The following is a 23,653-nucleotide window of genomic DNA, read 5'->3' as shown; positions in this document are numbered from 1 at the left end:
AAGCTAAAAGCTAAAAGCTAAGGTTAAAGGTTAAAAGCTAAAAACAGTCACAATTTAAAATTAAAACACTAAGTTACTCCATGTAGCAACCGTTCAAAGTCAGGAGAGAATAATGTCAGCAGGATTAAAATTTAAACAGGCTATTGCTAATAATCGCCCATTACAAGTTGTAGGTACTATTAATGCTTACACAGCCATGATGGCTGAAAAAATGGGTCACCAAGCTATTTACCTCTCAGGTGCCGGTGTAGCAAATGCCTCTTACGGTATGCCAGATTTAGGCATGACCAGCCTTGATAACGTACTTGAAGATATTCGCCGTATTACCGGTGCCAGTGATTTACCACTTTTGGTAGATGCCGATACCGGGTGGGGCGGCGCGTTTAATATTGCGCGTACCGTTAAAGAAATGACTAAAGCTGGTGCGGCTGGTTTTCATATTGAAGACCAAGTAGCGCAAAAGCGTTGTGGACACCGCCCTAATAAAGAAATTGTAAGCCAAGGTGAAATGGTTGACCGCATTAAAGCGGCCGTTGATGCTAAAACCGATAGCGACTTTTACATAATGGCCCGCACTGATGCATTTCAAAAAGAAGGCTTAAATGCAGCGATTGACCGTGCCGCTGCCTGTGTAGAAGCAGGCGCAGACGCTATTTTTGCAGAAGCCGTGCATGACCTTGCCGATTACCAAGCGTTTTCGGAGGCGTTAAACGTGCCTATTTTGGCTAACATTACAGAGTTTGGCCAAACACCTATTTACACCAAAGAGCAGTTAAGCGAGGTAGGGGTTGAAATGGTGCTTTACCCACTTAGTGCGTTTAGAGCCATGAATAAAGCCGCACTTAATGTGTACTCTGCCATTTTAAATGAGGGCTCGCAGCAAAGCCAAATTGAAAACATGCAAACACGCGCTGAGCTATACGACTTTTTAGATTACCACACATACGAAAACACACTTGATAACCTTTTTTCATCAAAATCTGACAAATAACAATTATTAAAATCACACACAAATTTAAGATAGGAGAAGATCATGGTAGATAAAGCATTAGGCGGTGCAGGCTTACGCGGCCAAGTAGCAGGGCAAACAGCATTATGCACAGTAGGGCAAACAGGCTCGGGTTTAACGTATTGTGGTTACGATATTAGCGAACTTGCCGAAAAAGCGCAGTTTGAGGAGGTGTCGTTTTTACTTTCTCGTGGCGAGCTACCTACAGCCAATGAATTAGCTGACTATAAAGCTAAATTAAAAAGCCTACGTGGCCTGCCAGGTGCACTAAAAACCGTGCTTGAAAATATTCCTAAAGACGCGCACCCAATGGATGTTATGCGTACCGGTTGCTCTATGCTGGGTAACCTAGAAATGGAACTTGATTTTAGCCAAGCAAACGATGCGATTGACCGTATGGTTGCGCTCTTCCCAAGTATTATTTGTTATTGGTACCGCTTTACACACGATGGCGTACGCATTGATACACAAACCGATGACGACTCAGTAGGTGCGCACTTTTTAACTTTATTGCACGACAAAGCACCGAGTGAGTTATTTGCACAAGTAATGAATGTGTCGCTAATTTTATACGCAGAGCATGAGTTTAACGCCTCTACGTTTACGGGGCGCGTATGTGCATCTACTTTGTCTGATATTCATTCTTGTGTAACCGGTGCAATAGGCACACTGCGCGGGCCACTGCATGGTGGTGCAAACGAAGCGGCTATGGATATGATTCAAGGTTTTAAAAGTGCTGATCATGCCGAGCAAGAAATTATGGGTATGCTAGAGCGTAAAGACAAAATTATGGGTTTTGGCCACGCTATTTACCGCGAGTCAGACCCACGTAACGTTATTATTAAAAAGTTCTCTGAAAAACTAGCTAAAGAGGTGGGCGATGATGTGCTTTACCCTGTGTCGGTTAGGTGTGAAGAGGTTATGTGGCGCGAGAAAAAACTGTTTTGTAATGCTGATTTTTTCCATGCATCGGCGTATCACTTTATGGGTATTCCCACTAAGTTATTTACGCCAATATTTGTGATGAGCCGTGTTACAGGCTGGACGGCACATGTTAAAGAGCAGCGCGCTAATAATCGTATTATTCGCCCAAGTGCAGATTACACAGGGCCAGAGGCACGCAGCTACACGCCAATTGAATCAAGAGGCTGATTAGTCAGTATGTAAGGTGAGCAATACGCTCACCTTTTGCCTTTTATTTCCCGTCACTTATTAGCGAACCTGTACTATGACCATAATTAATAACACCCAATACCGAAAACCCTTACCCGGCTCAAATGTAGATTACTACGATACGCAAGAAGCCGTTGATGCAATAAAGCCAGGTGCGTATGCCACTTTGCCTTACACATCGCGTGTACTGGCCGAAAACCTAGTGCGCCGCTGTGAGCCTGATATGCTAACCGATGCGCTTACTCAGCTTATTGAGCGTAAACAAGATTTAGACTTTCCTTGGTATCCGGCGCGTGTAGTATGCCACGATATTTTAGGCCAAACCGCCTTGGTTGATTTAGCAGGCCTGCGCGACGCCATTGCTGCAAAAGGTGGGGATCCGGCAAAAGTGAATCCGGTGGTACCTACACAACTTATTGTTGACCACTCTTTAGCGGTGGAGCACGCAGGTTTTGACCCAGACGCATTTGAAAAAAACCGTGCCATTGAAGACCGCCGTAACGATGACCGTTTTCATTTTATAAACTGGACTAAAACCGCTTTTAAAAATATTGATGTTATTCCGCCTGGTAACGGCATTATGCATCAAATTAACCTTGAAAAAATGTCGCCAGTTATTCAAAACCGCGATGGCATTGCATTTCCTGATACCTTAGTGGGTACCGACAGTCACACCCCGCATGTGGATGCACTTGGCGTAATTGCTGTAGGCGTAGGCGGGCTTGAAGCCGAAAGCGTAATGCTTGGCCGCGCCTCTTACATGCGTCTGCCTGACATAGTTGGTGTTGAGCTAACAGGCACTCGCCAACCAGGTATTACTGCTACAGATATAGTATTGGCTATTACCGAGTTTTTACGCGAGCAGCGCGTGGTATCGACCTATTTAGAATTTTACGGCGAAGGTGCAGATGCACTAACCTTAGGCGACAGAGCAACTATTTCAAACATGACGCCAGAATTTGGTGCCACTGCGGCCATGTTTTACATAGACGATAAAACAATAGACTATTTACGTTTAACAGGGCGAGATGAAGAGCAAATAGCGCTGGTAGAAAACTACGCTAAAACAGCTGGCCTTTGGAGCGAGAGCTTAAAAACAGCTAAATATGAGCGGGTGCTTAAATTTGATTTATCAAGTGTAGGGCGCAACATTGCTGGGCCTTCAAACCCGCACCGCCGAGTATCCACCAGCGATTTAGCCAAAGAAGGTATATCTGGCACGGTTGAAAACGAAGAAGGCTTAATGCCTGATGGCGCATGTATTATCGCGGCTATTACAAGTTGTACTAACACCAGTAACCCGCGCAATGTAATTGCTGCAGGCTTACTTGCGCGAAACGCAAATGCTAAAGGCTTAATGCGCAAACCCTGGGTTAAAACCTCATTAGCACCAGGTTCTAAAGCGGTGCAATCATACCTAGAAGAGGCAAATTTACTCCCTGAGCTCGAAAAGCTTGGCTTTGGTATTGTGGGCTTTGCTTGTACTACCTGTAACGGTATGAGCGGCGCATTAGACCCTGTAATTCAACAAGAAGTAATCGATCGCGATTTATACGCAACAGCGGTACTTTCGGGCAATCGTAACTTTGATGGGCGTATTCACCCCTATGCTAAGCAAGCATTTTTAGCGTCACCGCCATTAGTAGTGGCGTATGCAATTGCCGGTACTATTCGTTTTGATATTGAAAAAGATAGTTTAGGGCACGATCAAAACGGCAACGAAATAACCCTTAAAGATTTATGGCCAAGCGATGAAGAAATAGACGAGGTAATAAAGCAAAGCGTTAAGCCAGAGCAATTTAAAAAAGTGTACGAGCCCATGTTTGACCTAACCATAGATTACGGTGAAGAGAACGATCCCCTTTATAACTGGCGCGAGCAAAGTACGTATATTCGCCGCCCGCCATATTGGGAAGGCGGCCTTGCCGGTGAGCGCACTATGACGGGCATGCGCGCCCTTGCTGTACTTGGTGATAACATTACAACGGATCATTTATCGCCTTCAAACGCCATAATGGCAAGCAGTGCGGCGGGTGAATACTTAACTAAAATGAATGTTCCTGAAGAGGATTTTAACTCGTACGCAACCCACCGAGGCGATCATTTAACAGCGCAGCGTGCCACGTTTGCTAACCCTAAATTACTTAACGAAATGGTACGTGATGAAAACGGCGAAGTTAAACAAGGTTCATACGCACGTATAGAGCCTCAAGGTACTCATACTCGTATGTGGGAAGCAATCGAAACTTACATGCAACGTAAACAGCCGCTTATAATTGTAGCGGGCGCAGATTACGGGCAAGGCTCGTCTCGCGACTGGGCTGCAAAAGGGGTAAGGCTTGCAGGCGTTGAAGTGATAGCCGCAGAGGGTTTTGAGCGTATTCACCGCACAAACTTAATAGGTATGGGTGTATTGCCGCTTGAATTTAAACCCGGCACTACCCGCAAAACACTTAACATTGATGGCAGCGAAAGCTTTGATGTAAAAGGCGAGCCTACACCTGGTGCTACCATTGATTTGGTGATTACGCGTAAAAATGGTGAGGTACTAACAGTACCTATGAAATGTAGATTGGATACCCAAGAAGAGCTTTCTATTTATGCTGCTGGTGGTGTATTACAACGTTTTGCACAAGACTTTTTAGAAGCAACCCAATCAGCATAAGGAGCGTGCATTATGTTTAAACCACAAATAAAAGTACCGGCAACTTATATGCGCGGCGGCACGAGTAAAGGTGTATTTTTTAAATTAACCGATTTACCAAAGCCCGCCCAAGTGGCAGGTGAGGCGCGCGACAATTTATTGTTGCGCATAATTGGTAGCCCCGACCCATATGGCAAACAAACTGATGGCATGGGCGGTGCTACATCAAGTACCAGTAAAACGGTTATTTTAAGTAAAAGCGAGCAAACCGATCACGATGTGGATTATTTATTTGGCCAAGTGGCCATTGATAAACCCTTTATAGATTGGAGTGGTAATTGCGGTAATTTAACCAGCGCAGTGGGTGCGTTTGCAATAACGAATGGCTTAGTTGATAAAAGCAGAGTACCCGATAACGGTGTAGCTATAGTACGTGTATGGCAAGCTAATATTAAAAAAAGCATTTTGGTTCACGTACCTATTACTAATGGCGAAGTGCAAGAAACAGGGGATTTCGAACTTGATGGCGTAACCTTCGCCGCTGCCGAGGTAAAGCTTGAGTTTTTAAACCCTGCCGATGGTGAAGGGGCGTTATTCCCTACAGGTAATGTAGTGGATGACTTAGAAGTACCAGGAATAGGTACCTTAAAAGCCACGATGATCAACGCGGGTATTCCTACTGTGTTTATTAACGCAAGCGATATCGGCTACAGCGGCACTGAGCTGCAAAATGACATAAATAATGATATCGACGCACTTAAAGAGCTTGAAACAATACGTGCCCATGGTGCGGTAAAAATGGGCCTGATCAGCAATATTAGCGAAGCTCAAACACGACAGCATACACCTAAAGTCGCTTTTGTGGCGGCGCCATTAGACTATAACGCGTCCAGTGGTAAATTTATTGAAGCTAAAACAATTGATTTATTAGTACGTGCTATGTCTATGGGCAAGCTGCATCACGCTATGATGGGCACAGCTGCAGTGGCTATTGGCGCAGCCGCGGCTATTGAAGGTACGCTTGTTAATGTGGCCGCAGGTGGCGGTGCGTTAAACGAAATTAACTTTGGGCACCCCTCTGGTACATTAAAAGTAGGAGCAGAAGCTCAACAGATAGACGGCGATTGGCAAGTAACAAAAGCGAGTATGAGCCGTAGTGCGCGGGTGCTGATGGAGGGCGTAGTGAGAGCACCTCAATAGTATTTCCAACGTTTTATTGAGTCATTAACGGTGCATACTGCGCGTTAATGACTTTTTAGCGTTTAGTCTTAATATAAAGCTAAATAAACACCCTGTTTATATATTTCATTTCAAAACACCCAACCCCATCCTTTTTCATTATATTAGCTTTGGCGGGCGTTTTTTTTAGCGTATCTGTCGCAATTACTTGAAGAATATTATTAACAAACTAAATTAAATGTAATATTCGCTTAATATTGTGGATATATGGTAGGCCAGAGCGATGCTTCTTAATGGTTTTAACATATGTTATTGAAAATATAGTAAAGCCTATGAAGAAGCGTCGTTTAAAATTAGATAAAAACTTGTACTCAAAACGTATAAAAATGTAGCAAAAACTCGTTACTTAATGTTACTTTAATTTATAAGTAACAAAGGTTGTTATTGTGTGTCTGTTTATGTTGTTTTGTAAACTTTCGCACGTATATTTAATAAAATAATTTTCTGATACTCATTGCAGGCTATCAAGGAGAAATAAATGGCACAGCGTATGACTAAAATTACCCCGATTGCAGCATCTGTTGCACTTACACTAGGTTTGGCGGGTTGTGGTTCAGACAACGACAGAAACACTTATGTTCCTCCAGTTGAATCGGTTACATCATCTGATGACGCTCAATTTAACGTAGAAATAACAGGTAAAGCTGTTAAAGGTGCAATGAAAGGTGCCGTTGTTAGCGTAATGACACTTGACGAAACAGGTCAAAGTGTTCCGGTTGCATTTAGATTAGAGGCTTCAGCAGAAGCTGAAACATTTACCGGCGAAGCAACGTCTCAAGATGCGGCTGATGCAGCAGTAGAAGCAAGTAAAATAGCGGGCAACCCCGATGCGCTAGTAACTGGCGATAATGGTAGTTACAGCATTTACCTTGAAGATGACTTTACAGGCCCTGTGTATATTACAGTTGCAACTGCTGAAGAGGGTGACGACAGTTATTTACGTTGTGATGCATATGTTGGCTGTGGAACTTACGATGAAGCGCCAGAAGCAGACGATGTAAACGATGGCGACACTAACATTGAATTTGGTGAATGGTATAAAGCTGATCTAGAGCTTTCGGTTGTTAAATATATTGCTGCAGCGGACGCTGATTCGTCTGATACAAGTGGTGCAGCAGGCGATGCAAATGTTGCTCGTTCGTTTAAAGCCAATGTAACCTTTTTAACTACGTTGGTTGCTCAAGCACTACTTGAAGCTGAAGCTGACGTTGACGCAGGTGCAATTGCATCAACAAGCTTAAATACGGTTATTCAGGTAATGGGTCCTGATGCAGCAGTATTATTATCTGCACTGTTAGGTGATGTATCTAACGGCGGCGCTGTTGATTTAAGTGATGTAGACGGTGAAGAAGCACTTTCACAAGGTGTATTAGCAATTGCTCAGCTGTCGTCGTCTATTCAAGGCTTATCTTCAATTAGCGAAGTAATGACCAGCATTAAAGAGGGTATTAAAGCAGGTACTTTAAGCTCAACCGACGTTGCAGCAACTTTACAAACAGCTGTTTCTAGTACGGCGAGTGTGTTTGTAGCAATTGCAACAGGTGATGAAGCAGCAATTAAAACAGCCCTTGAAGCGGCTTATGCGGCTAAGGTCCCAGCACCTTCGGCGGCAGAGATAGCTGCGTTTGCGCAAAACTCTGCTGGTATTGCAGCAAAAGCTAAAGAAGCAAAAGACAATGCAGTTAAAAACGGCGCTGCAAGTGAGGCAGAGCTGGCTGAAATTGCAACGGCTGTTCAAACAGTGTTAGAAGAACTTGGTTGTACAGGCGATGAATGTGTAGCGGGCGATGACTTTTATGCTGATTTAGCGGTTGCTCTAAATGCTCAACTAGATGCATCTTTTACTGAGCTTACAGAACTTCAAGCTTCGGTAGATGCTGCTGAAGAAATGCTTGCTGATGTTCAAGCATTAGGTGGTGATGCAATTACCGATGCAGACTCTGCAATTGAATTTGTTGCTGCTGTTGCAGCGCTTGAAAACGAAGCAGAAGCTGCTGACTTATCAAGTATAGCTGATATTTTATATGTTAAATCGCAGGGCTATGTTAGCACAGCTTCTTTACTTGTAGAGCAAAGCTCTGACTATCAAGGTGTATTTGATACTGCAACTGATTTACAAGACGCAGCCTTAGTCGAGGTAGAAAACCTAAGCGATTACGATGCAGCAATTGCGCAATTAGTAACTGATGCACAAGACGCTATTACTGAGTACGAGATTGAAGTAGCAGCTGCTAAAGAAGTTGCTATGAACACTGCCGATGTTGCAGGTGAAAAGAAAACAGCTGCTAATACTGCAGAAGCTGCATCTACAAGTGCGCTTGCTGCTGCACAAGCTGCTGTTGACTCGGGTGACGATGCACAAGCAACGGTTGCTTTAGTTGATGCTGCGGTTACTGCTGCTTCTGATTTTTCTGCTGCTGTCGATGCGCTTGAGCTTGCGATTGAGCAAGCCTTAGAAGCTGCAACTGAATATGAAGCTGTAGCAGTAACTGAAGCTGATATGGCTGAAGCCGCTGATTTAGTTGAAAGCGCAGAAATGATGGCCGAAGCTGCACAAACTCAGGCTGAACTTGCAAACGAGCAACTTGTAACAGCGCTTAGCTTACAAGCAGAAGCAGACCTTGCAGTGGCGACAGCATCAGTTAAAGAAACGTCAATGTCACTTTCTACAATGACGGTATTAACTAGCACGGGTGGCGATGCTCTATACGACACAGCCGAAGTGTTATTTGATGTGTTTGAAGAGCTTGCTGATATGGGGAACTCTGGTGAGGGTACTTCAACAACTCATCCTGAATGGGACTACGACTACAGCCTAGACAACTTGACGCTAATGCTTACAAACTCAACGACCGGTAGTGAAATTACCGCTTCGGCAGCGTACCAAGATGATCAACTTGTTGTTGCTTGGGGTGGCATGCTAAATACACAAAGCGATGCAACTGTTGAGCTTGTTACAGGCGATGTAGCCTCGGATGCACTAGAAGAGTGTCAAGCATTTGCTGATGGTACTATTACCGATTCAACACAAATTGATTCGTGTTTAGTATTTACTTTTGACGGTGCTGTAAATGCAGATACCGTTGATGACGCAGAGCTTACTATGGCGCAAGCGTGGAACCGTGTTGAAATTATGGACGGTGACTCAGGCTTTATGGGTAACCTAAACTTAAGCGGCATGGATGAAACTGATTCTGCAATGCTAGAAGCTATGGGTATGTCTGGTGACTTAGACTTTAGCGTAATGTCTGAAGTGGATAGCAGTGGTGATGAAGATATGACCATGCTTGAAATTAAAGTTAACGGTGACGCAGCTATGGGTTACACGCTGTCTATGTCGGGTACCGAATCAGCTGGTTACATGGGTGATGTTAAAGCGATGTACGATGGCATGATGATGACCTTTGGTACCGCAACTAAAGTAACAAACGGTGTTTCGATTACTTACATTGATGATGAAGTAATTGAGTACACAGATGTGACTTTAATTGACTCATCTAACTAATACTTAAACTATAAAAGGGAAAAGCGGTGCGCTTTTCCCTTTTTTTATAGAAAGCGATTAAATTATGAAAAAAAAAATTCTCTTGTTAGGATTTTCAACTGCTCTACTTTCACCTCTAGCTTCTGCAAATAATCAATTTCAAATATTTACTCACTTTGACGCCGAAATCTACACTGAGGCACAGCCAGTACAGGCATTTGTAGATGACTTTGACGAGCCTATTAAATCTGGCGATAGTGCATTTACTTATAATATTTTTGAAATTGGTGTGGGCTATAATAATTTTAAAGTGGGCCTGCAGAGCCGTTATGATTATGTACTTAATTTTGACCCAGACACTGCACTTTATACTTATTTAGAAAAAAACGACTTACCCTTTGAAGAACGATTTTACACATATCAGTTAAATGCAAAGCAAGTGACCTCTAATGGTGTATTTGTATCATACGATTTTAAATTTTTAGATAAAAACGCGCTTACTATTACGCCAAAAGTGTCTGTTTTTGCCAGTACACATTTTCAAGATGCCTCTGTAGATGGGCGAGTGTTTAGTGATGATGTTGAAGGCAGTATTACTGCTGATTATAATTTTTCGAAAGATATTTTATTCAAAAAGTTTACCCCTTCTGAAAACCCTGAAGGCCTAGGTTATAGCTTAGATATTTTTGCCGATTGGCAAATAAATGATGATTTAAAAGTAGGCCTAAGTGTAAAAGATTTACTTTATAAAACTGACTTTGATGATACTGGCTCAGTAAAAGGGCAAACGACCGAAATTCCTTTCAGCGAAGATGAGAGTGGTAATGTCGTCTCTACACCTACTGTATCTCTTCAAACCTCAGCTTTTGGTAATACCCAGTCACATACACTTGATATGGAAATGCGTATTACGGCTTTTGCCGATTACAGAATAAATAACCGCTACTCAACTGCTTTTACAGTAAAAAAGTACGATAAAGATACCTTTAGTCAGTTAAAAGGGCGTATTCATTTTTGGGATCATTGGAAGGTACAAGCTGGCTATGAAACAAAAAGTGAAGCGTTTTTAGTTGGTATTGAAAACGAGTACTTTGGTCTTAATTTACAAACCGACAGCTTAGATTTAGATAAAGCTTATTATGCGAATGTAAATTGGTACATGAACATTAAGTTTTAAGGAATGAAGATGTTAAAAAAACTTTTACCTTTGTCAGTTGCTCTAGCCCTTAGTGGCTGTGGTGGCTCTTCAAATGATAGTAGTGACGAAGCGATTGAAATAAGCGTAGCATCCACCTCTACCGTAAATTTTTATGTGCCTAAATGGCAATCAGCTAAAGGTACGCTTAATCAATTAGACGGCCAAGGCAATGTAGTAGAGTCTGTTGCAGTCGAAAACATAAATACTGCAAGCGTGAGCGTATCGCCTCTTAATTTTTATACATTTGAATTTATACCTGACGATGGTGCCTTGCCATGCCCACGCTTTACAGGTTGCGGCAGAACGCTTCGCGGCGATGTAAACGATATAAATGAAAACCGTTTAATTGATTTTAAAGAGATAACTGGCGTTAATTTAAACTATGCTGCTCGCGCTTATGTTGCACCGGGCGTTAATGAAGTATTTTTCTCGCCGTTAAGTACCGCAATTACGAATGCAAATGTTGACGCGACCCTTGCAAGTTTATCTGCGAGTCCTTTTTATCAGCTTACACACAGTGGCCTAAGTAATACACTAGAGGCAGAAATTGTGGCTGATGCATTTACCTATGGGGCTATTGTAGCTGGTGTGTCTGTTGAAGGGTTTGATTTAGCCACTGCATTAGATGATTTTATTACCGAGCAAGATGATACCAGTGCGTGGCAAACTTACAGTAATTTAGCTGATCAATACATTGCAGATAACCTTTACAGTGAGCAAGGTAATGGTTTAATTCAAAGTGTAGCAGGGCAGGTTAAGCAAACTATTGCGAGCGTGACTAGCTACACCAATTGGCAACAAAAGGTTGAAACTGAGCAAGCACTCGAGTCGCGTGAATTACTCGAAAATATAAGAGACGCACTGGGTGTTATTCGCTTACAGGACACAACCTACGCAGAGGATGTAGATGCTAAACTTGCGCAACTAGAAAGTGCACTTGATGATGATACCCAAAAAGCGATCACTGTGCTTGCTGAAGTACTTAACGAAGTGCTCATAAATTATTCGCCTCTTGCGGAAGTTTCTGCAAGCGAAGGACAATACAGGTTACGCGATCTTGATATTAGCTATTCTACATCCCCTTACGAATGGCTAATTACGGGTACTTACGACGGTTTACCAGTTAGTATAGATATGTCTATTCCTACTTTTAGAATAAGTGGTGTACTGGGCGATAAAGTAGAAGGGGTTATGAGTGCTTCTGTTATCAACGGCGATACTCGCTTAGATGTTGATGTGAGCGAATTACTAATTGAATTTGATGGGGTAAGTGAGCAAAGCGAGTTATTACCTGATGCGCAAACAGGCATAGCTAATATTATCACTGATGTTGTTATTGCTAAGCAGTCTGGCGAGCTAACAGGTGAGATATCATTAGATTTAAACCGTTTTGTATCTGCGTTTGCACAGGAAGTTACTTCTCTTTCTTCATTTGATTTTGAAGGGCAGTTTCAAAGCGATATTCAAACAACACCTTTTCATATTACCGCGCTTGAGGCTTCACCACTCAGTGGTGAGGAAAACGACGATTTAATGTTTGGCCTTGAGTTGGCGCTGCCCTTGGGTGGTGCGAGTGATTTTAGCCTGGCGTATGTAGGTGATGTTATTGATTTATCGCAGCTTACTAGTAGCGATGTCTTTATTAGCGTAAAACAAAAAGCCTTAGATTTACGCATTAGAGAAGTAAATAGCAATATTAGTTTAACTGCAAAAGGTGAAAACGGCCGTTGGCTCGACGTAAAACAAGCTGGCAGCAACTACAGCGGTGGCTTGTACTTAGGCGATACAAAAATTGCGGATGTAACTGCAGTACGTGGTATCCCTGGGGTGTTATTTCCTAATGGTGATTTTGAGTCGTTGTTTTAAACGCGACTTAACCCAATTTTAAGCCCAGCAAATTTAGTAAATGTGCTGGGCTTTTTTATGGACAAGGTTTTTTATAATAGCTCTATTTCTACGGTTTCGTTTTTTTCAATATTGCCACTTTCTGCGGGCACTACAATAAGGCAATTTGCATGACTAAGCGATGAGAGTACCCCCGAGCCTTGCTTATTTATAGGCGTTACCAACAGGTTATTGTTTTCGTCGGTACTGGCAATACCGCGTTGAAAGTCGGTACGGCCTGGGCGCTTTTTAATCAGTGTGGTTGTAGTCGCTTTTAAGCTTAACTTAGCAGTATGCTCATTTCCTGAAAGCTTTGTAAGGGCGGGTTTTACAAGTCGCTCAAGCGTTACAGCCGCTGATACTGGGTTACCTGGTAAACCAAAAAAGTAGCTGTTAGGTAATTTACCAAAAGCAAAAGGTTTACCCGGTTTCATGGCAATTTTCCAAAAATGGATATCGCCAATCTCATTTAATACTTCTTTGGTAAAATCGGCTTCACCAACGGATACACCACCAGAGCTTATTACAGCATCAGCTTGCTCATTTGCTTTTAAAAACGTGTTTTTAATGAGCGTTTTATCATCGGGAATTATTCCAAAATCAATCACTTCTATATTGCTATCATTAAGCTCGCTTAAAATAACTGCTCGATTACTTTCATAAATAGCGCCTGCATGAAGCGCATTGCCCGGCTCTATAAGTTCATCCCCGGTAGAAAACACCGCAACTTTAAGTGTTTCATATACGCTTACTTGGCTAATGCCAATAGAGGCAAGTAAGCCTACATCGACTGCTTTTAGTTTTCTGCCAGCTTTAAAAACAGCACTATTTTTTGCAATGTCTTCACCTGCAAAACGTACGTTAGCATTGAGTTCAATTTTGCCTGTAAATGTTATTTCGTTGTTATTTACAGTGGCGTTTTCTTGCATCACTACCGCATTAGCGCCAGAGGGCAGGGCTGCGCCGGTCATAATTCTCACGCATTGCCCTGGGATTAAAGTGCCCTCAAAGGTTTGCCCAGCAAATACACTGCCTACTTGTTGATAAGTTGTTAAGCCTTCACTTAGGCAAAGCGCATAGCCATCCATTGCCGAATTATCGTGACCAGGCACATTTATATCAGATTTAATATCGCGTGCTAGAACACGGCCCACACTGTGCATTATAGAAATGGTTTCTGCGGCTTTATTAAAGTTAATGGCGTTGAGCATATTACTTATTGCGGTATCTACTGGTAATAAACCAGGTGCATTGCATACATCGTTCATATATATTGTTTTTTATAATGTGACTGATTTTTAAAACAATACTTATAATGTTAAAGCTTTACAATACATGGTGTGGTTATTTGTTGTTACTGTTAGTGCTATTTAGCAACTGCGTTAGCGCAAAAGAAACACTGCATATAGCCGTTGCGAGCAATTTTAAACCAGTGCTACAAAAGCTGATTACTGATCCTGCACTTAAAAATATAAATTTTAAAATATCGGCAGCATCTAGCGGTGTATTACACTCGCAAATTATGCATGGAGCGCCGTACGATGTTTTTTTATCTGCTGATGCGTCGCGTCCACAAGCACTTATAGAAGATGGTTTTGCAATTAAAGACAGTTTAACAACCTATGCAATAGGTTTATTAGCACTTTGGCAACCAAGTAGCAGCGTTATGAATAATAAATTAGCCATTGCGAACCCACGTTTTTCGCCTTATGGGCAATCATCAATGCATTACGCAAAAGCGTTTATAAAAACCCCCTATGAGTTTGTCTATGCAAATAATATTACTCATGCCTTTCAATTTGTTGAAACAGGCAATGCCGCTAAAGGTTTGGTGGCGTTATCTACGTTAAAGTCGGCTTATGGTAAAACTAAAAATAAAAAATATTTAAACTACACGCTTATCGACACTAAAAATTACCCAGAAATAACACAGCAAGGCGTTATTATTAGCGCATCAAAGCATTTAACTGTTGCTAAAAAGTTTATGGCTTTTTTAAATGCCCCCGCAACCGCAAAAACATTATTAGCACTTGGCTACAAAGCAAAGGACAGTGATGCTAGCAAGTGATTTAACAGCGCTGTGGCTTACAATTAAACTTGCCTTTATAACAGCCGCTATTTTGTTAGTGATATGTATTCCGCTTGCGTGGCAACTTGCCAGTTATAAAGGTAAGTTAAAGCCTATATTAGAAGCACTTATAGCCATGCCTTTGGTACTGCCGCCTACGCTAATGGGTTTTTATTTATTAGTGCTGTTTTCACCTACGCATGCATTTGGCCAGTTTTGGTTTTGGCTTACTGGTACGCAGCTCGCATTTAGTTTTCAAGGGGTGGTTATTGGCTCATTATTTTATTCACTTCCGTTTGTGATGCAGCCGCTACTGGCGGGTTTTAAACAAATAAATACCACCTATGACCAAGCAGCTATTGCTTTAGGAATAAGCCCATTTAAACGATTTATGTATTTAACGTTACCGCTATTAAAGCCAAGTATAGGCAGTGCCTTTGCGCTGGGTTTTGCCCATACATTAGGAGAATTTGGTTTAGTGCTAATGATTGGTGGCAATATACAAGGCGAAACCCAAGTGGTGTCTATTGCACTTTACGACCATGTAGAGTCACTTAATTATGGGGCTGCGCATCAATTATCGTTGGTGTTGCTCGCAATGGCGTTTGCGTGTTTAGTGTTGTTGTTTAAATTTAATAAAACCGTGATAAACGGAGCTGCTAATCGTGCTTAAAATACAATGCCATCAACGTTTGGACGATTTTGAACTCAATGTTGACTTAGCTATAAACCAATTTGATATTTTAGGGGTGTTTGGTCCTTCGGGCTCTGGCAAGTCGAGCTTATTACAGGCGATAGCGGGGCTTACTACGGCGCAAAATGTGTGTATAAATAATCATAATATAACCCATCTAAAGCCAGATAAACGCCTACTTACTTTACAGCTGCAGTCGTGCCCGTTATTTCCACATTTAAATGTGATGGGTAATTTACTGTTTACTCACAGGCATTGTAAAAATAAAAGTAACAACCTAACGCCTGAACAGGTAATTGATTTATTAGCACTAAATCCATTACTCAATCGTGATGTGGCGGGGCTTTCGGGCGGTGAGCGCCAGCGTGTAATTTTTGCCAGAACACTTCTAAGTGGGCAATCTGTTATTTTACTTGATGAGCCATTTAGTGCATTAGATTGGTCAACGCGTTTTACTATGTTGGCGGGAGTGCAACAACTTAATAAATCCCATGGTATTAAATTTATTATTGTTAGCCACTCTTTAAAAGAGCTCCTTTATTGTAGCGATACATTAATACATATGGCTAAAGGTAAGGTGCTTAAGTGTGGTGCCACACAAGACGTGGTGCACAGTATTTATACAAATAAGAGCCAAACACCACTGAGTGTACTTAGTTTTAGTAAGTCTGAATTTAATGATGCATTTGGGCTATGCAAGCTAACTCTTAGTAACAGCTTACAACATGTATATGCAGTGCCTTCGCTGGTAAAACAAAGTCATAAGTTAATTATAGAAAGCGGGCAAATAACCTACAGCAAAGTAAAACCGTCTAACCAGTGCAGTGCAAACGTGCTAATAGGTATGCTTGAAAATACCCAGCAGCTTGATGAGCAATGGCTACTTACTGTTAATGTAGATACGCAGTTGCTGTATTGCGCGGTATCTAAAAGGCAATGGCAACAAAGTAATGTGCAACTGGGTGAGCAGGTTTACCTGACAATAAATAATTTAGAAACACTGAGCTAGGCTTTTAAAAGCAGTCATGAATTTTAAATGTATTAAATCAGGCACTGCAAACTGGGCAGTGCTTATTTTTAACAATGTTAAAACGGTTAAACTCCATACTCAAACCATCTACAAGTAATAGTTGCTCAGTGAGTTTACTGTTAAGTCCTGCAATAATTTTAAGGGCTTCAGTCGCTTGAATACTGCCAATAAGCCCTACAATAGGGGAGAGCACGCCTGACTCGGAGCAACTTTGAGTTTGTTCGCCAAAGAGCTGTGATACACAACCATAGCAATGGCTATTAGGCGCCATTGTAAAGCAAGCAACTTGCCCCTCAAACCGAATAGCAGAGCCAGAAACCAAAGGCGTGCATGTGTTATAGCAGGTGCTATTGAGTAAGTTTCGCGTTGCTAAGTTATCAGAGCAATCAATAACAACATCCACTTTGCTAAGTAAGTGCTCAAGGTGCGCACTTTCGTCTAAAAATTCATCAATCGTGTGTATTTCTATTTCATTATTCAACTGAGTTAAATGCTTTTTTGCACTGTGGGTTTTTAAACTGCCGATATCAGTGTGTTTGTAAAGCACCTGCCTTTGCAAATTTGTCGCATCAACCACATCGTTATCTACAAGCGTTAATGTTCCTACTCCTGAGGCAGCCAAGTATTGTGCTACAGGGCAACCTAATCCACCTAGCCCAACTATAAGCACATGACTTTGCCATATTTTTTCTTGCCCATCGATATCCAGCTGAGGAAGCATAATATGGCGTGAATAGCGTAATTGCTGCTGATAGGTTAAAGGCGGTTTTTGCATTTATTTTTTCTCATAATTTTTTTAAACAATACCAATTAGTTAAATCTTAGAGCAAGTAAAGCTTAAAATTTCTTTGCACTGTTTACGCTCACAGTGGCTGCTTTAATAGTGCAAAGCAAAAAAAATAACATTTCCAAAAAATATAAGTGCATGAAAAGCCTAACTAATAATTATTGGCTTAGTAATTGCTGAAGGCGGTTAACGTTAATTTAACAATCGTCGCAGTGTTTTTACTACCAAAGTTGTATTCGCTGCTTAAAACAATAATCGTTACAAGGAAAAAAACATGCAACCGAGTACTGGGTTTAATCTCATATCGTTTAGCGGAAAAATGAAAATACTGCATTTAAGCTGGATGGTGTTTTTTATCTCTTTTTTTGTATGGTTTAACCATGCGCCATTATTAGGTGCCATAGCGAGCTCGCTGGGAATATCCATGGCACAGGTTAAAACGCTACTAATTTTAAATGTCGCTTTAACCATTCCTGCACGTGTAGTGGTTGGCATGCTAACCGATAAATTTGGCCCGCGTATTGTTTATGCGGCTTTACTTATTTTATGTAGTATTCCGTGTTTTATGTTTGCCATGGCGACCACGTTTGAACAAGCCGCTATTGCCCGTTTTGCACTTGGCTTTATTGGTGCGGGTTTTGTTGTGGGCATTCGCATGGTGAGCGAGTGGTTCCCGGCAAACGAATTAGGCACAGCAGAAGGTATTTACGGTGGCTGGGGTAACTTTGGCTCTGCAGCAGCTGCAATGCTATTACCTGTATTAGCGCTTATGTTTGGCGGTGACGATGGCTGGCGTTATGCGATAGGCCTAACCGGTGTATTAAGTGTCATTTTTGGTGTTATTTGGTACATCAACGTAACTGACACGCCAAAAGGTGGCACTTACTTTAAACCAAAAAAAGTAGGGGCAATGGAGGTAACCAGTAAAGGCGACTTTGTACTGCTGCTTATAATGAAACTCCCTATGTACGGTGCTTTAGCACTACTTACTTGGAAACTTTCGCCAGCGGGCGCCAGTTTACTGTCTGAAAACGTTGTAATTTGCACCTATGCCTTTTTAGTACTGCTTTATTTATACGAGGTATATAAAACTTACGACATAAACGGCCATATTTTTAAACAACCAGTGCCAGAGTCGCACCGTTACGAGTTTAAACAAGTGGCAGTATTAAATATTCTTTATTTTACTACTTTTGGCTCAGAGCTGGCTGTTGTATCTATGCTGCCATTATTTTTTAGTGAAGTGTTTAGCCTTGATATGGTGTACGCCGGTTTACTTGCATCTGCTTATGCATTTATGAACTTAGCTTCTCGCCCTGGTGGTGGTTGGATCTCAGATAGAATGGGTCGTCGTAAAACACTGATTGTACTTACTACTGGCTTAGCTGTAGGTTATTTTGTTATGGGCTTAGTTGACGCTAGCTGGCCGCTTTGGCTTGCAGTTGCTGCTGCCATGGCGTGTTCGTTTTTTGTTCAAGCAGGAGAAGGCGCAGTATTTGCCGCTGTGCCACTTATTAAACGCCGTTTAACAGGGCAAATTGCAGGTATGACGGGAGCTTACGGCAATGTAGGGGCTGTTGTATATTTAACGGCGCTATCGCTGGTGGACTACCAAACATTCTTTATGATTATTGCAGCAAGTGCATTGTTAGGTTTGGCTGCATTATTTTTCATGAAAGAACCCGACGGTCATATCACAGAAGTTAACGAAGATGGCACCGTTGAACTGATTTCAGTGACTTAAGGCATACTCATGTTTGATGAAACCCAAAAAGCCAGCGCACTCACCAACGAACTTAACGTTGAGTTTGGTGGGCACAGTAGCAAAGGTATAAAAACCGAAAACCAAGATGCGTTTGCTGCCCTTAATACTCAAGCGCAAGAAAGAGAGTCAAAAGGGGTAATTGCCTGCTTGGCCGATGGGTGTTCATCATCAAAAAATGCTAAACAAGCGTCACAGTTATCGGTAACGCACTTTATAAATGAGTATTTAAATACACCACCAAGTTGGGCCGTTAAAAAGTCGGTATCTAAGGTATTGGCCAGTTTAAATCAGTGGCTGTATTCTCAATCGGTTAATTACAATCACCTTGGCCAGCGCCAAGCAGATTGGATGACCACGTTTACAGCGCTTATTTTAAAATCGGCTACGGGTTATATTTTTCATTTAGGTGATACCCGAATTACGCGTTTACGGAAAAAAAATATGGAAGCGATAACTCGCGACCATAAAGTAAACGATACCCTAACGAGGGCTTTAGGCGCACAGCTTCATCAAGAAATTGATGTATACGAAGTTGAACTTAAGGCGGATGATATTTATATACTTACCTGCGATGGTGTACACGACGTGTTGCCATACAGTGATATACAAAAGCTAATTGATGAGCATACTAATTTAGAGCACGCAGCAAAAGCCATGACAGAGCTTGCCATAGCAAGAGGTAGTGATGACAACGTAAGCTGCTTGCTTGTAAAAGTAAATAGTATTGCAAAACAAAATTTAGACGAGCTTTATCACTCTTTAACCAGGCGAAAAATTCCGCCCCCGTTAAAGGTTGGCCAAAAAATTGATGACTTTACTGTTATCCGTGAATTACATGCTAGTAGTCGCTCGCATATTTATTTGGTGCAACAAACACCCGATACGCCGCCAGTTGTATTAAAAGCGCCTTCGGTAAATTTTGAAGACGACGTACATTATCTTCAGGGCTTTATAAGAGAAGGCTGGGTGGGGCAACGTATTAACCATCCCAACGTTATGAAGGTTTTAAATACGCAATCGCAAAGCCGTTTTTTATATCATATTTGCGAATACATGGACGGGCAAACACTCAGTGATTGGAAGCATGATGTGCCGCATCCAGAAATTACCCAAGTGCGCAGTATTATTGAACAAATAGTGCACGCACTGAGAGCGTTTCAGCGTTTGGATATGGTGCACCGCGATTTAAAACTCGATAACGTGATGATAGACGCCCACGGCAAAGTAACATTAATCGATTACGGCACGGTAAGTGTTGCGGCTATGGATGAGTCGGTAAAGCAAATTGCTGATGATTGCCCCCAAGGTACGGTAGATTATACCGCACCAGAGACACTTATTTCGCTGCATGCTGATTTTAAAAGCGATATGTTTTCGCTTGGGGTGATTGCTTACGAGCTATTGTGCTCAAAGCTGCCCTATAAAACATTGCCGATAAATCATACCCCTATTGATTACAGCCATTGGCAATACACAAGTATTCGTAAATACAGAGCCGATATCCCGTTTTGGTTAGATCAGGCTTTAATGAAAGCATTGGCGCCAAAACCAGAGCTCAGATACCACGCATTTTCTGAGTTTTTAGCAGATATTAATAAACCTAACCCACATTTAAAAAGTACCGCACCGAAAGACTCAATAATGAAACGCGATCCGGTTTTAGTCTGGAAATGTATTTCGTTGTGTTTACTTATAGCCTTGATGTGCGTACTCATAATTAAAAACTAAGAGACCAACATGTTTAATCATAAAAAAAACTTACCTATTATTTTTATACTGGGTAGCTTAACTGCGCCTTCAATAAGTCATGCAGCACAAACCGATCTTAACTTTAGACTGCGTTTTGAAAGCGCAGAGCAAGACAACCCGTTAAAAGATGCAAGTAGCTTAACGCTACGCACACGCCTCACTCATAAAACAGATGAAGTGAATGGGTTTTCTGCTCTTATTGAAGTTGAAGACAGTCGAAGCCTGTTAGGTGTGGACGATTACAACAATACACTGGGTAAAAATACTAACTACTCAGTAATAGCCGACCCAGAAACCACAGAGATCGATCAGGGTTTTATAAAATACGCCAAAGATGCTTTAGCAATTAAAGTGGGTAGGCAAGTAATAGCCCTTGATGGGCAACGATTTGTGGGCCACGTTGGCTTTAGGCAAGACAGGCAAACCTTTGATGCTGCAACAGTAAATTACACCTTTGATGATATTAACCTGCACTATAGTTACATAAGTAAGCGCAACCGTATATTTGCGGATAGCAAAGATATTGATTCATCCGATCATCTTATAAATGCAAGCTTTAAAACAAGCGTGGGTAAGGTGGTTTTATACAGTTATTTATTAAGTAACGACGCAGTAGATGATGACAGCTTAGATACCTATGGCGTGTCTTTTAATGGTAATAAAACGCTCAGCGATATTAAATTTTACTATAAAGCAGAGTACGCCACGCAATCTGCATCAACGAGCATGAGCGATTTTGACGCAGATTATTATGCGTTTGAAGGCGGTATTGATTTAGTCGGTTTAGGTGAAACCGTTACATTAAAAGCCGGTATTGAATCACTGGGTTCTGATAATGGCGATTATGGTTTTGCTACGCCGCTTGCCACAATGCATAAATTTAATGGTTGGGCAGATACGTTTTTAGCAACACCTGCACAAGGGCTTGATGACACTTATGTAAGCTTAAATGGTAAAGCCTTTGCCGGTAAATGGTTAGTGGCGTATCACAGCTTTGATGTAAACGACAACGTCAACGGGGTTGATGATTTAGGCTCAGAGCTTAATGTGCAATACGTTAAGCCTATTAATAAAACCTATGCCATAGGTGCTAAATATGCCGATTATTCAGCAGGCGATAGCGCGGCAGGCAAAGTCGATACCCAAAAGCTATGGATATGGGTAAGCGCTAAATTTTAGCCCTCATAATTTAAAGCGTTACAAGTTGGTGCAATAGCGCCAACTTGTGGTGCTTTCACTTCTTTTTAACTGCACCAAGTTGGATAACTCACTGAAATATATTGATTATATATCTGGCTTGTATATTGCTATAACAACTTAATGACAAATTATACGTTTGAAGTATTAATGTATGCTTTCAGTGCTTTAAACAAAATAGGTGATTTTAATGCCAAGTAAGCAGCGTGTTGTCGTCGTAGGAAACGGAATGGTGGGGCATCATTTTGTGCAGCAACTAGTATCGCAACAAGGTGATAGCAAAAATATTGATATTACAGTGCTCAGCGGTGAAGACCGCCTCGCTTATGACCGTGTTCAGCTCTCGTCATTTTTTAAAGGTAAAACCGAAGACGATTTAGCACTTACCTGCAGTAAAACCTATCAAGATTGGCAAGTGAGTTTTCATACTCATTCTAAAGTGGTTGATATAAACCGAGATGCAAAAACGGTGACTACTTCAAAAGGTAAGTCATTTGCGTACGACAAGCTAATACTGGCAACGGGCTCATTTGCATTTGTGCCGCCCATTCCAGGTAAAGATCGTGAGCATTGCCTAGTTTACAGAACCATTAACGATTTACATGCTATAAAAAAATCTGCACAGGGCAGTAAAGTAGGCGTGGTTATTGGTGGCGGATTATTAGGGCTAGAAGCCGCAAATGCGTTAAAGCAGCTTGGCTTGCAAACTCACGTAATCGAATTTGCACCACAGCTTATGGGTGTACAAATAGACGGGGCTGGTGGGCGGTTACTAAAAAATAAAATTACTGACCTTGGCGTTACAGTGCATATCTCAGTGGCTACAGAGCAAATTATTGAGGGTGAAAAAAGTCGTTATAAAATGTGCTTTAAAGGTGGTCAAACTTTAGAAACCGACATGATTGTATTTTCGGCAGGTATTCGCCCATACGATAATTTAGCTCGCGAGTTTAATTTAGAATTAGGTGAGCGCGGCGGCATAATAATAAACAACCATTGCCAAACGAGTGATAAAAACATATACGCAATAGGCGAATGCGCCCTTTGGAATAACTTTATTTTTGGACTTGTAGCACCGGGCTACGCTATGGCTAAAGTAGCGGCAGGGCATGTATTAAAACAGCTACTTTCAAGTACTGCTTCAGACACACCTTTAGGCAATTATTCAAACAATACTGATGAATTTAGCGGCGCTGATATGAGCACAAAGCTTAAATTAATGGGCGTTGAAGTAGGTTCAATTGGTGATGCCCACGCCCGCACTGAAGGCGCAATTAGCTATTACTTTGAGGATCAGCCAAATGGTATTTACAAAAAAGTAGTCACTAATGAGCAAGGCAACAAACTTATAGGTGCTGTACTTGTTGGCGATACCAGTGATTACGATAATTTATTGCAGTACCACTTAAATAATATAGAGCTTAGCGTGCCTGCGGAGTCTTTAATAATGCCGCTTGCAGGTGAAACGGGTGAACTAAGCGCTGATGATTTACCAAGTGATGCCATTATTTGTACGTGTCACAAAGTGACAAAACACACTATTGAACACGCTGTTATGCAAGGCTGTAGTGACTTAAATACTGTGCAACAAGCCACTAAAGCAAGTACGGGGTGTGGAGGCTGTGAAAAACTAGTGCAAAGCGTTATTAGTAGCACACTTAATAATAAAATTGCCACGCTAACCCCAGTAGATGAGCCTGTATCACAGAGCGCTTAACGCCAACAATAAGAG

Annotated in this window: 16 protein-coding genes; 14 read left to right on the top strand and 2 right to left on the bottom strand. The window is 41.7% G+C overall.

Features of this window, described 5'->3' with window-relative positions:
• Window positions 1-112: 112 nt before the first annotated feature.
• The 7 genes from prpB to CWC16_RS05105 all read left to right on the top strand — a co-directional run bounded on the left by prpB (window position 113) and on the right by CWC16_RS05105 (window position 12,613).
• A complete protein-coding gene (prpB, locus tag CWC16_RS05135; RefSeq protein ID WP_138540766.1) occupies window positions 113-991 on the top strand; it encodes a methylisocitrate lyase in 879 nt (292 codons plus the stop codon).
• Window positions 992-1,033: 42 nt separating this feature from the next.
• A complete protein-coding gene (gene prpC / locus CWC16_RS05130; protein WP_138540765.1) occupies window positions 1,034-2,161 on the top strand; it encodes a bifunctional 2-methylcitrate synthase/citrate synthase in 1,128 nt (375 codons plus the stop codon).
• A gap of 76 nt (window positions 2,162-2,237) precedes the next feature.
• On the top strand, window positions 2,238-4,847 hold the full coding sequence (gene acnD / locus CWC16_RS05125; RefSeq protein ID WP_138540764.1) for a Fe/S-dependent 2-methylisocitrate dehydratase AcnD: 2,610 nt from the start codon (window positions 2,238-2,240) through the stop codon (window positions 4,845-4,847).
• 12 nt (window positions 4,848-4,859) lie between these two features.
• Window positions 4,860-6,026 (top strand): 2-methylaconitate cis-trans isomerase PrpF, encoded by a 1,167-nt coding sequence (gene prpF, locus CWC16_RS05120; RefSeq protein WP_138540763.1) that lies wholly within the window; start codon window positions 4,860-4,862, stop codon window positions 6,024-6,026.
• Between the two features lie 517 nt (window positions 6,027-6,543).
• Window positions 6,544-9,570, top strand: coding sequence for a hypothetical protein (locus tag CWC16_RS05115; protein ID WP_138540762.1), 3,027 nt, complete (start codon window positions 6,544-6,546; stop codon window positions 9,568-9,570).
• Between the two features lie 64 nt (window positions 9,571-9,634).
• Complete coding sequence (locus CWC16_RS05110) at window positions 9,635-10,726, top strand: hypothetical protein (RefSeq protein ID WP_138540761.1); 1,092 nt, start codon at window positions 9,635-9,637, stop codon at window positions 10,724-10,726.
• 9 nt (window positions 10,727-10,735) lie between these two features.
• Window positions 10,736-12,613 (top strand): hypothetical protein, encoded by a 1,878-nt coding sequence (locus CWC16_RS05105; protein WP_138540760.1) that lies wholly within the window; start codon window positions 10,736-10,738, stop codon window positions 12,611-12,613.
• A 71-nt stretch (window positions 12,614-12,684) separates the two neighbouring features.
• Here CWC16_RS05105 and moeA read toward each other — a convergent pair whose 3' ends face one another.
• Window positions 12,685-13,899, bottom strand: a complete 1,215-nt coding sequence (moeA, locus tag CWC16_RS05100; protein ID WP_138540759.1) for a molybdopterin molybdotransferase MoeA — start codon at window positions 13,897-13,899, stop codon at window positions 12,685-12,687.
• A 47-nt stretch (window positions 13,900-13,946) separates the two neighbouring features.
• On the opposite strand from moeA, the gene modA reads away from it, so the two are divergent.
• The 3 genes from modA to CWC16_RS05085 are packed head-to-tail and all read left to right on the top strand — an operon-like array spanning window position 13,947 to window position 16,402.
• The gene (gene modA, locus CWC16_RS05095) at window positions 13,947-14,699 is read left to right on the top strand and encodes a molybdate ABC transporter substrate-binding protein (RefSeq protein WP_138540758.1); all 753 of its coding nucleotides are present in this window, start codon (window positions 13,947-13,949) and stop codon (window positions 14,697-14,699) included.
• On the top strand, window positions 14,686-15,372 hold the full coding sequence (gene modB, locus CWC16_RS05090; RefSeq protein WP_055015044.1) for a molybdate ABC transporter permease subunit: 687 nt from the start codon (window positions 14,686-14,688) through the stop codon (window positions 15,370-15,372). Before modA ends, modB begins: the two co-directional genes overlap by 14 nt.
• Window positions 15,365-16,402: an ATP-binding cassette domain-containing protein gene (locus tag CWC16_RS05085; RefSeq protein ID WP_138540757.1), complete on the top strand. Its 1,038-nt coding sequence runs from the start codon at window positions 15,365-15,367 to the stop codon at window positions 16,400-16,402. The genes modB and CWC16_RS05085 overlap by 8 nt, the downstream gene beginning before the upstream one ends.
• Before the next feature lie 37 nt (window positions 16,403-16,439).
• Here CWC16_RS05085 and CWC16_RS05080 read toward each other — a convergent pair whose 3' ends face one another.
• The gene (locus CWC16_RS05080) at window positions 16,440-17,198 is read right to left on the bottom strand and encodes a HesA/MoeB/ThiF family protein (protein ID WP_138540756.1); all 759 of its coding nucleotides are present in this window, start codon (window positions 17,196-17,198) and stop codon (window positions 16,440-16,442) included.
• 286 nt (window positions 17,199-17,484) lie between these two features.
• On the opposite strand from CWC16_RS05080, the gene CWC16_RS05075 reads away from it, so the two are divergent.
• The 4 genes from CWC16_RS05075 to CWC16_RS05060 all read left to right on the top strand — a co-directional run bounded on the left by CWC16_RS05075 (window position 17,485) and on the right by CWC16_RS05060 (window position 23,638).
• Window positions 17,485-18,954, top strand: coding sequence for a NarK family nitrate/nitrite MFS transporter (locus tag CWC16_RS05075; RefSeq protein ID WP_138540755.1), 1,470 nt, complete (start codon window positions 17,485-17,487; stop codon window positions 18,952-18,954).
• Window positions 18,955-18,963: 9 nt separating this feature from the next.
• Entirely contained in the window at window positions 18,964-20,703 is a 1,740-nt protein-coding gene (locus tag CWC16_RS05070) for a bifunctional protein-serine/threonine kinase/phosphatase (RefSeq protein WP_138540754.1), read from the top strand.
• A 9-nt stretch (window positions 20,704-20,712) separates the two neighbouring features.
• Window positions 20,713-21,903: an alginate export family protein gene (locus tag CWC16_RS05065; RefSeq protein WP_138540753.1), complete on the top strand. Its 1,191-nt coding sequence runs from the start codon at window positions 20,713-20,715 to the stop codon at window positions 21,901-21,903.
• A 208-nt stretch (window positions 21,904-22,111) separates the two neighbouring features.
• On the top strand, window positions 22,112-23,638 hold the full coding sequence (locus CWC16_RS05060; RefSeq protein WP_138540752.1) for an FAD-dependent oxidoreductase: 1,527 nt from the start codon (window positions 22,112-22,114) through the stop codon (window positions 23,636-23,638).
• The last annotated feature ends 15 nt before the right edge of the window (window positions 23,639-23,653 follow it).

Source organism: Pseudoalteromonas sp. S3776 (assembly GCF_005886915.1).
Lineage (GTDB): Bacteria > Pseudomonadota > Gammaproteobacteria > Enterobacterales > Alteromonadaceae > Pseudoalteromonas.
The sequence above is the reverse complement of the archived record's forward strand: the minus strand, read 5'-3'. Positions and strand labels throughout refer to the sequence as shown.

What these genes read in the sequence shown, in the direction of transcription:
- prpB (WP_138540766.1), top strand. Translation starts at nt 113, where the DNA reads ATGTCAGCAGGATTAAAATTTAAACAGGCTATTGCTAATAATCGCCCA.
- prpC (WP_138540765.1), top strand. Translation starts at nt 1,034, where the DNA reads ATGGTAGATAAAGCATTAGGCGGTGCAGGCTTACGCGGCCAAGTAGCA.
- acnD (WP_138540764.1), top strand. Translation starts at nt 2,238, where the DNA reads ATGACCATAATTAATAACACCCAATACCGAAAACCCTTACCCGGCTCA.
- prpF (WP_138540763.1), top strand. Translation starts at nt 4,860, where the DNA reads ATGTTTAAACCACAAATAAAAGTACCGGCAACTTATATGCGCGGCGGC.
- CWC16_RS05115 (WP_138540762.1), top strand. Translation starts at nt 6,544, where the DNA reads ATGGCACAGCGTATGACTAAAATTACCCCGATTGCAGCATCTGTTGCA.
- CWC16_RS05110 (WP_138540761.1), top strand. Translation starts at nt 9,635, where the DNA reads ATGAAAAAAAAAATTCTCTTGTTAGGATTTTCAACTGCTCTACTTTCA.
- CWC16_RS05105 (WP_138540760.1), top strand. Translation starts at nt 10,736, where the DNA reads ATGTTAAAAAAACTTTTACCTTTGTCAGTTGCTCTAGCCCTTAGTGGC.
- moeA (WP_138540759.1), bottom strand. Translation starts at nt 13,899, where the DNA reads ATGAACGATGTATGCAATGCACCTGGTTTATTACCAGTAGATACCGCA.
- modA (WP_138540758.1), top strand. Translation starts at nt 13,947, where the DNA reads ATGTTAAAGCTTTACAATACATGGTGTGGTTATTTGTTGTTACTGTTA.
- modB (WP_055015044.1), top strand. Translation starts at nt 14,686, where the DNA reads ATGCTAGCAAGTGATTTAACAGCGCTGTGGCTTACAATTAAACTTGCC.
- CWC16_RS05080 (WP_138540756.1), bottom strand. Translation starts at nt 17,198, where the DNA reads ATGCAAAAACCGCCTTTAACCTATCAGCAGCAATTACGCTATTCACGC.
- CWC16_RS05075 (WP_138540755.1), top strand. Translation starts at nt 17,485, where the DNA reads ATGCAACCGAGTACTGGGTTTAATCTCATATCGTTTAGCGGAAAAATG.
- CWC16_RS05070 (WP_138540754.1), top strand. Translation starts at nt 18,964, where the DNA reads ATGTTTGATGAAACCCAAAAAGCCAGCGCACTCACCAACGAACTTAAC.
- CWC16_RS05065 (WP_138540753.1), top strand. Translation starts at nt 20,713, where the DNA reads ATGTTTAATCATAAAAAAAACTTACCTATTATTTTTATACTGGGTAGC.
- CWC16_RS05060 (WP_138540752.1), top strand. Translation starts at nt 22,112, where the DNA reads ATGCCAAGTAAGCAGCGTGTTGTCGTCGTAGGAAACGGAATGGTGGGG.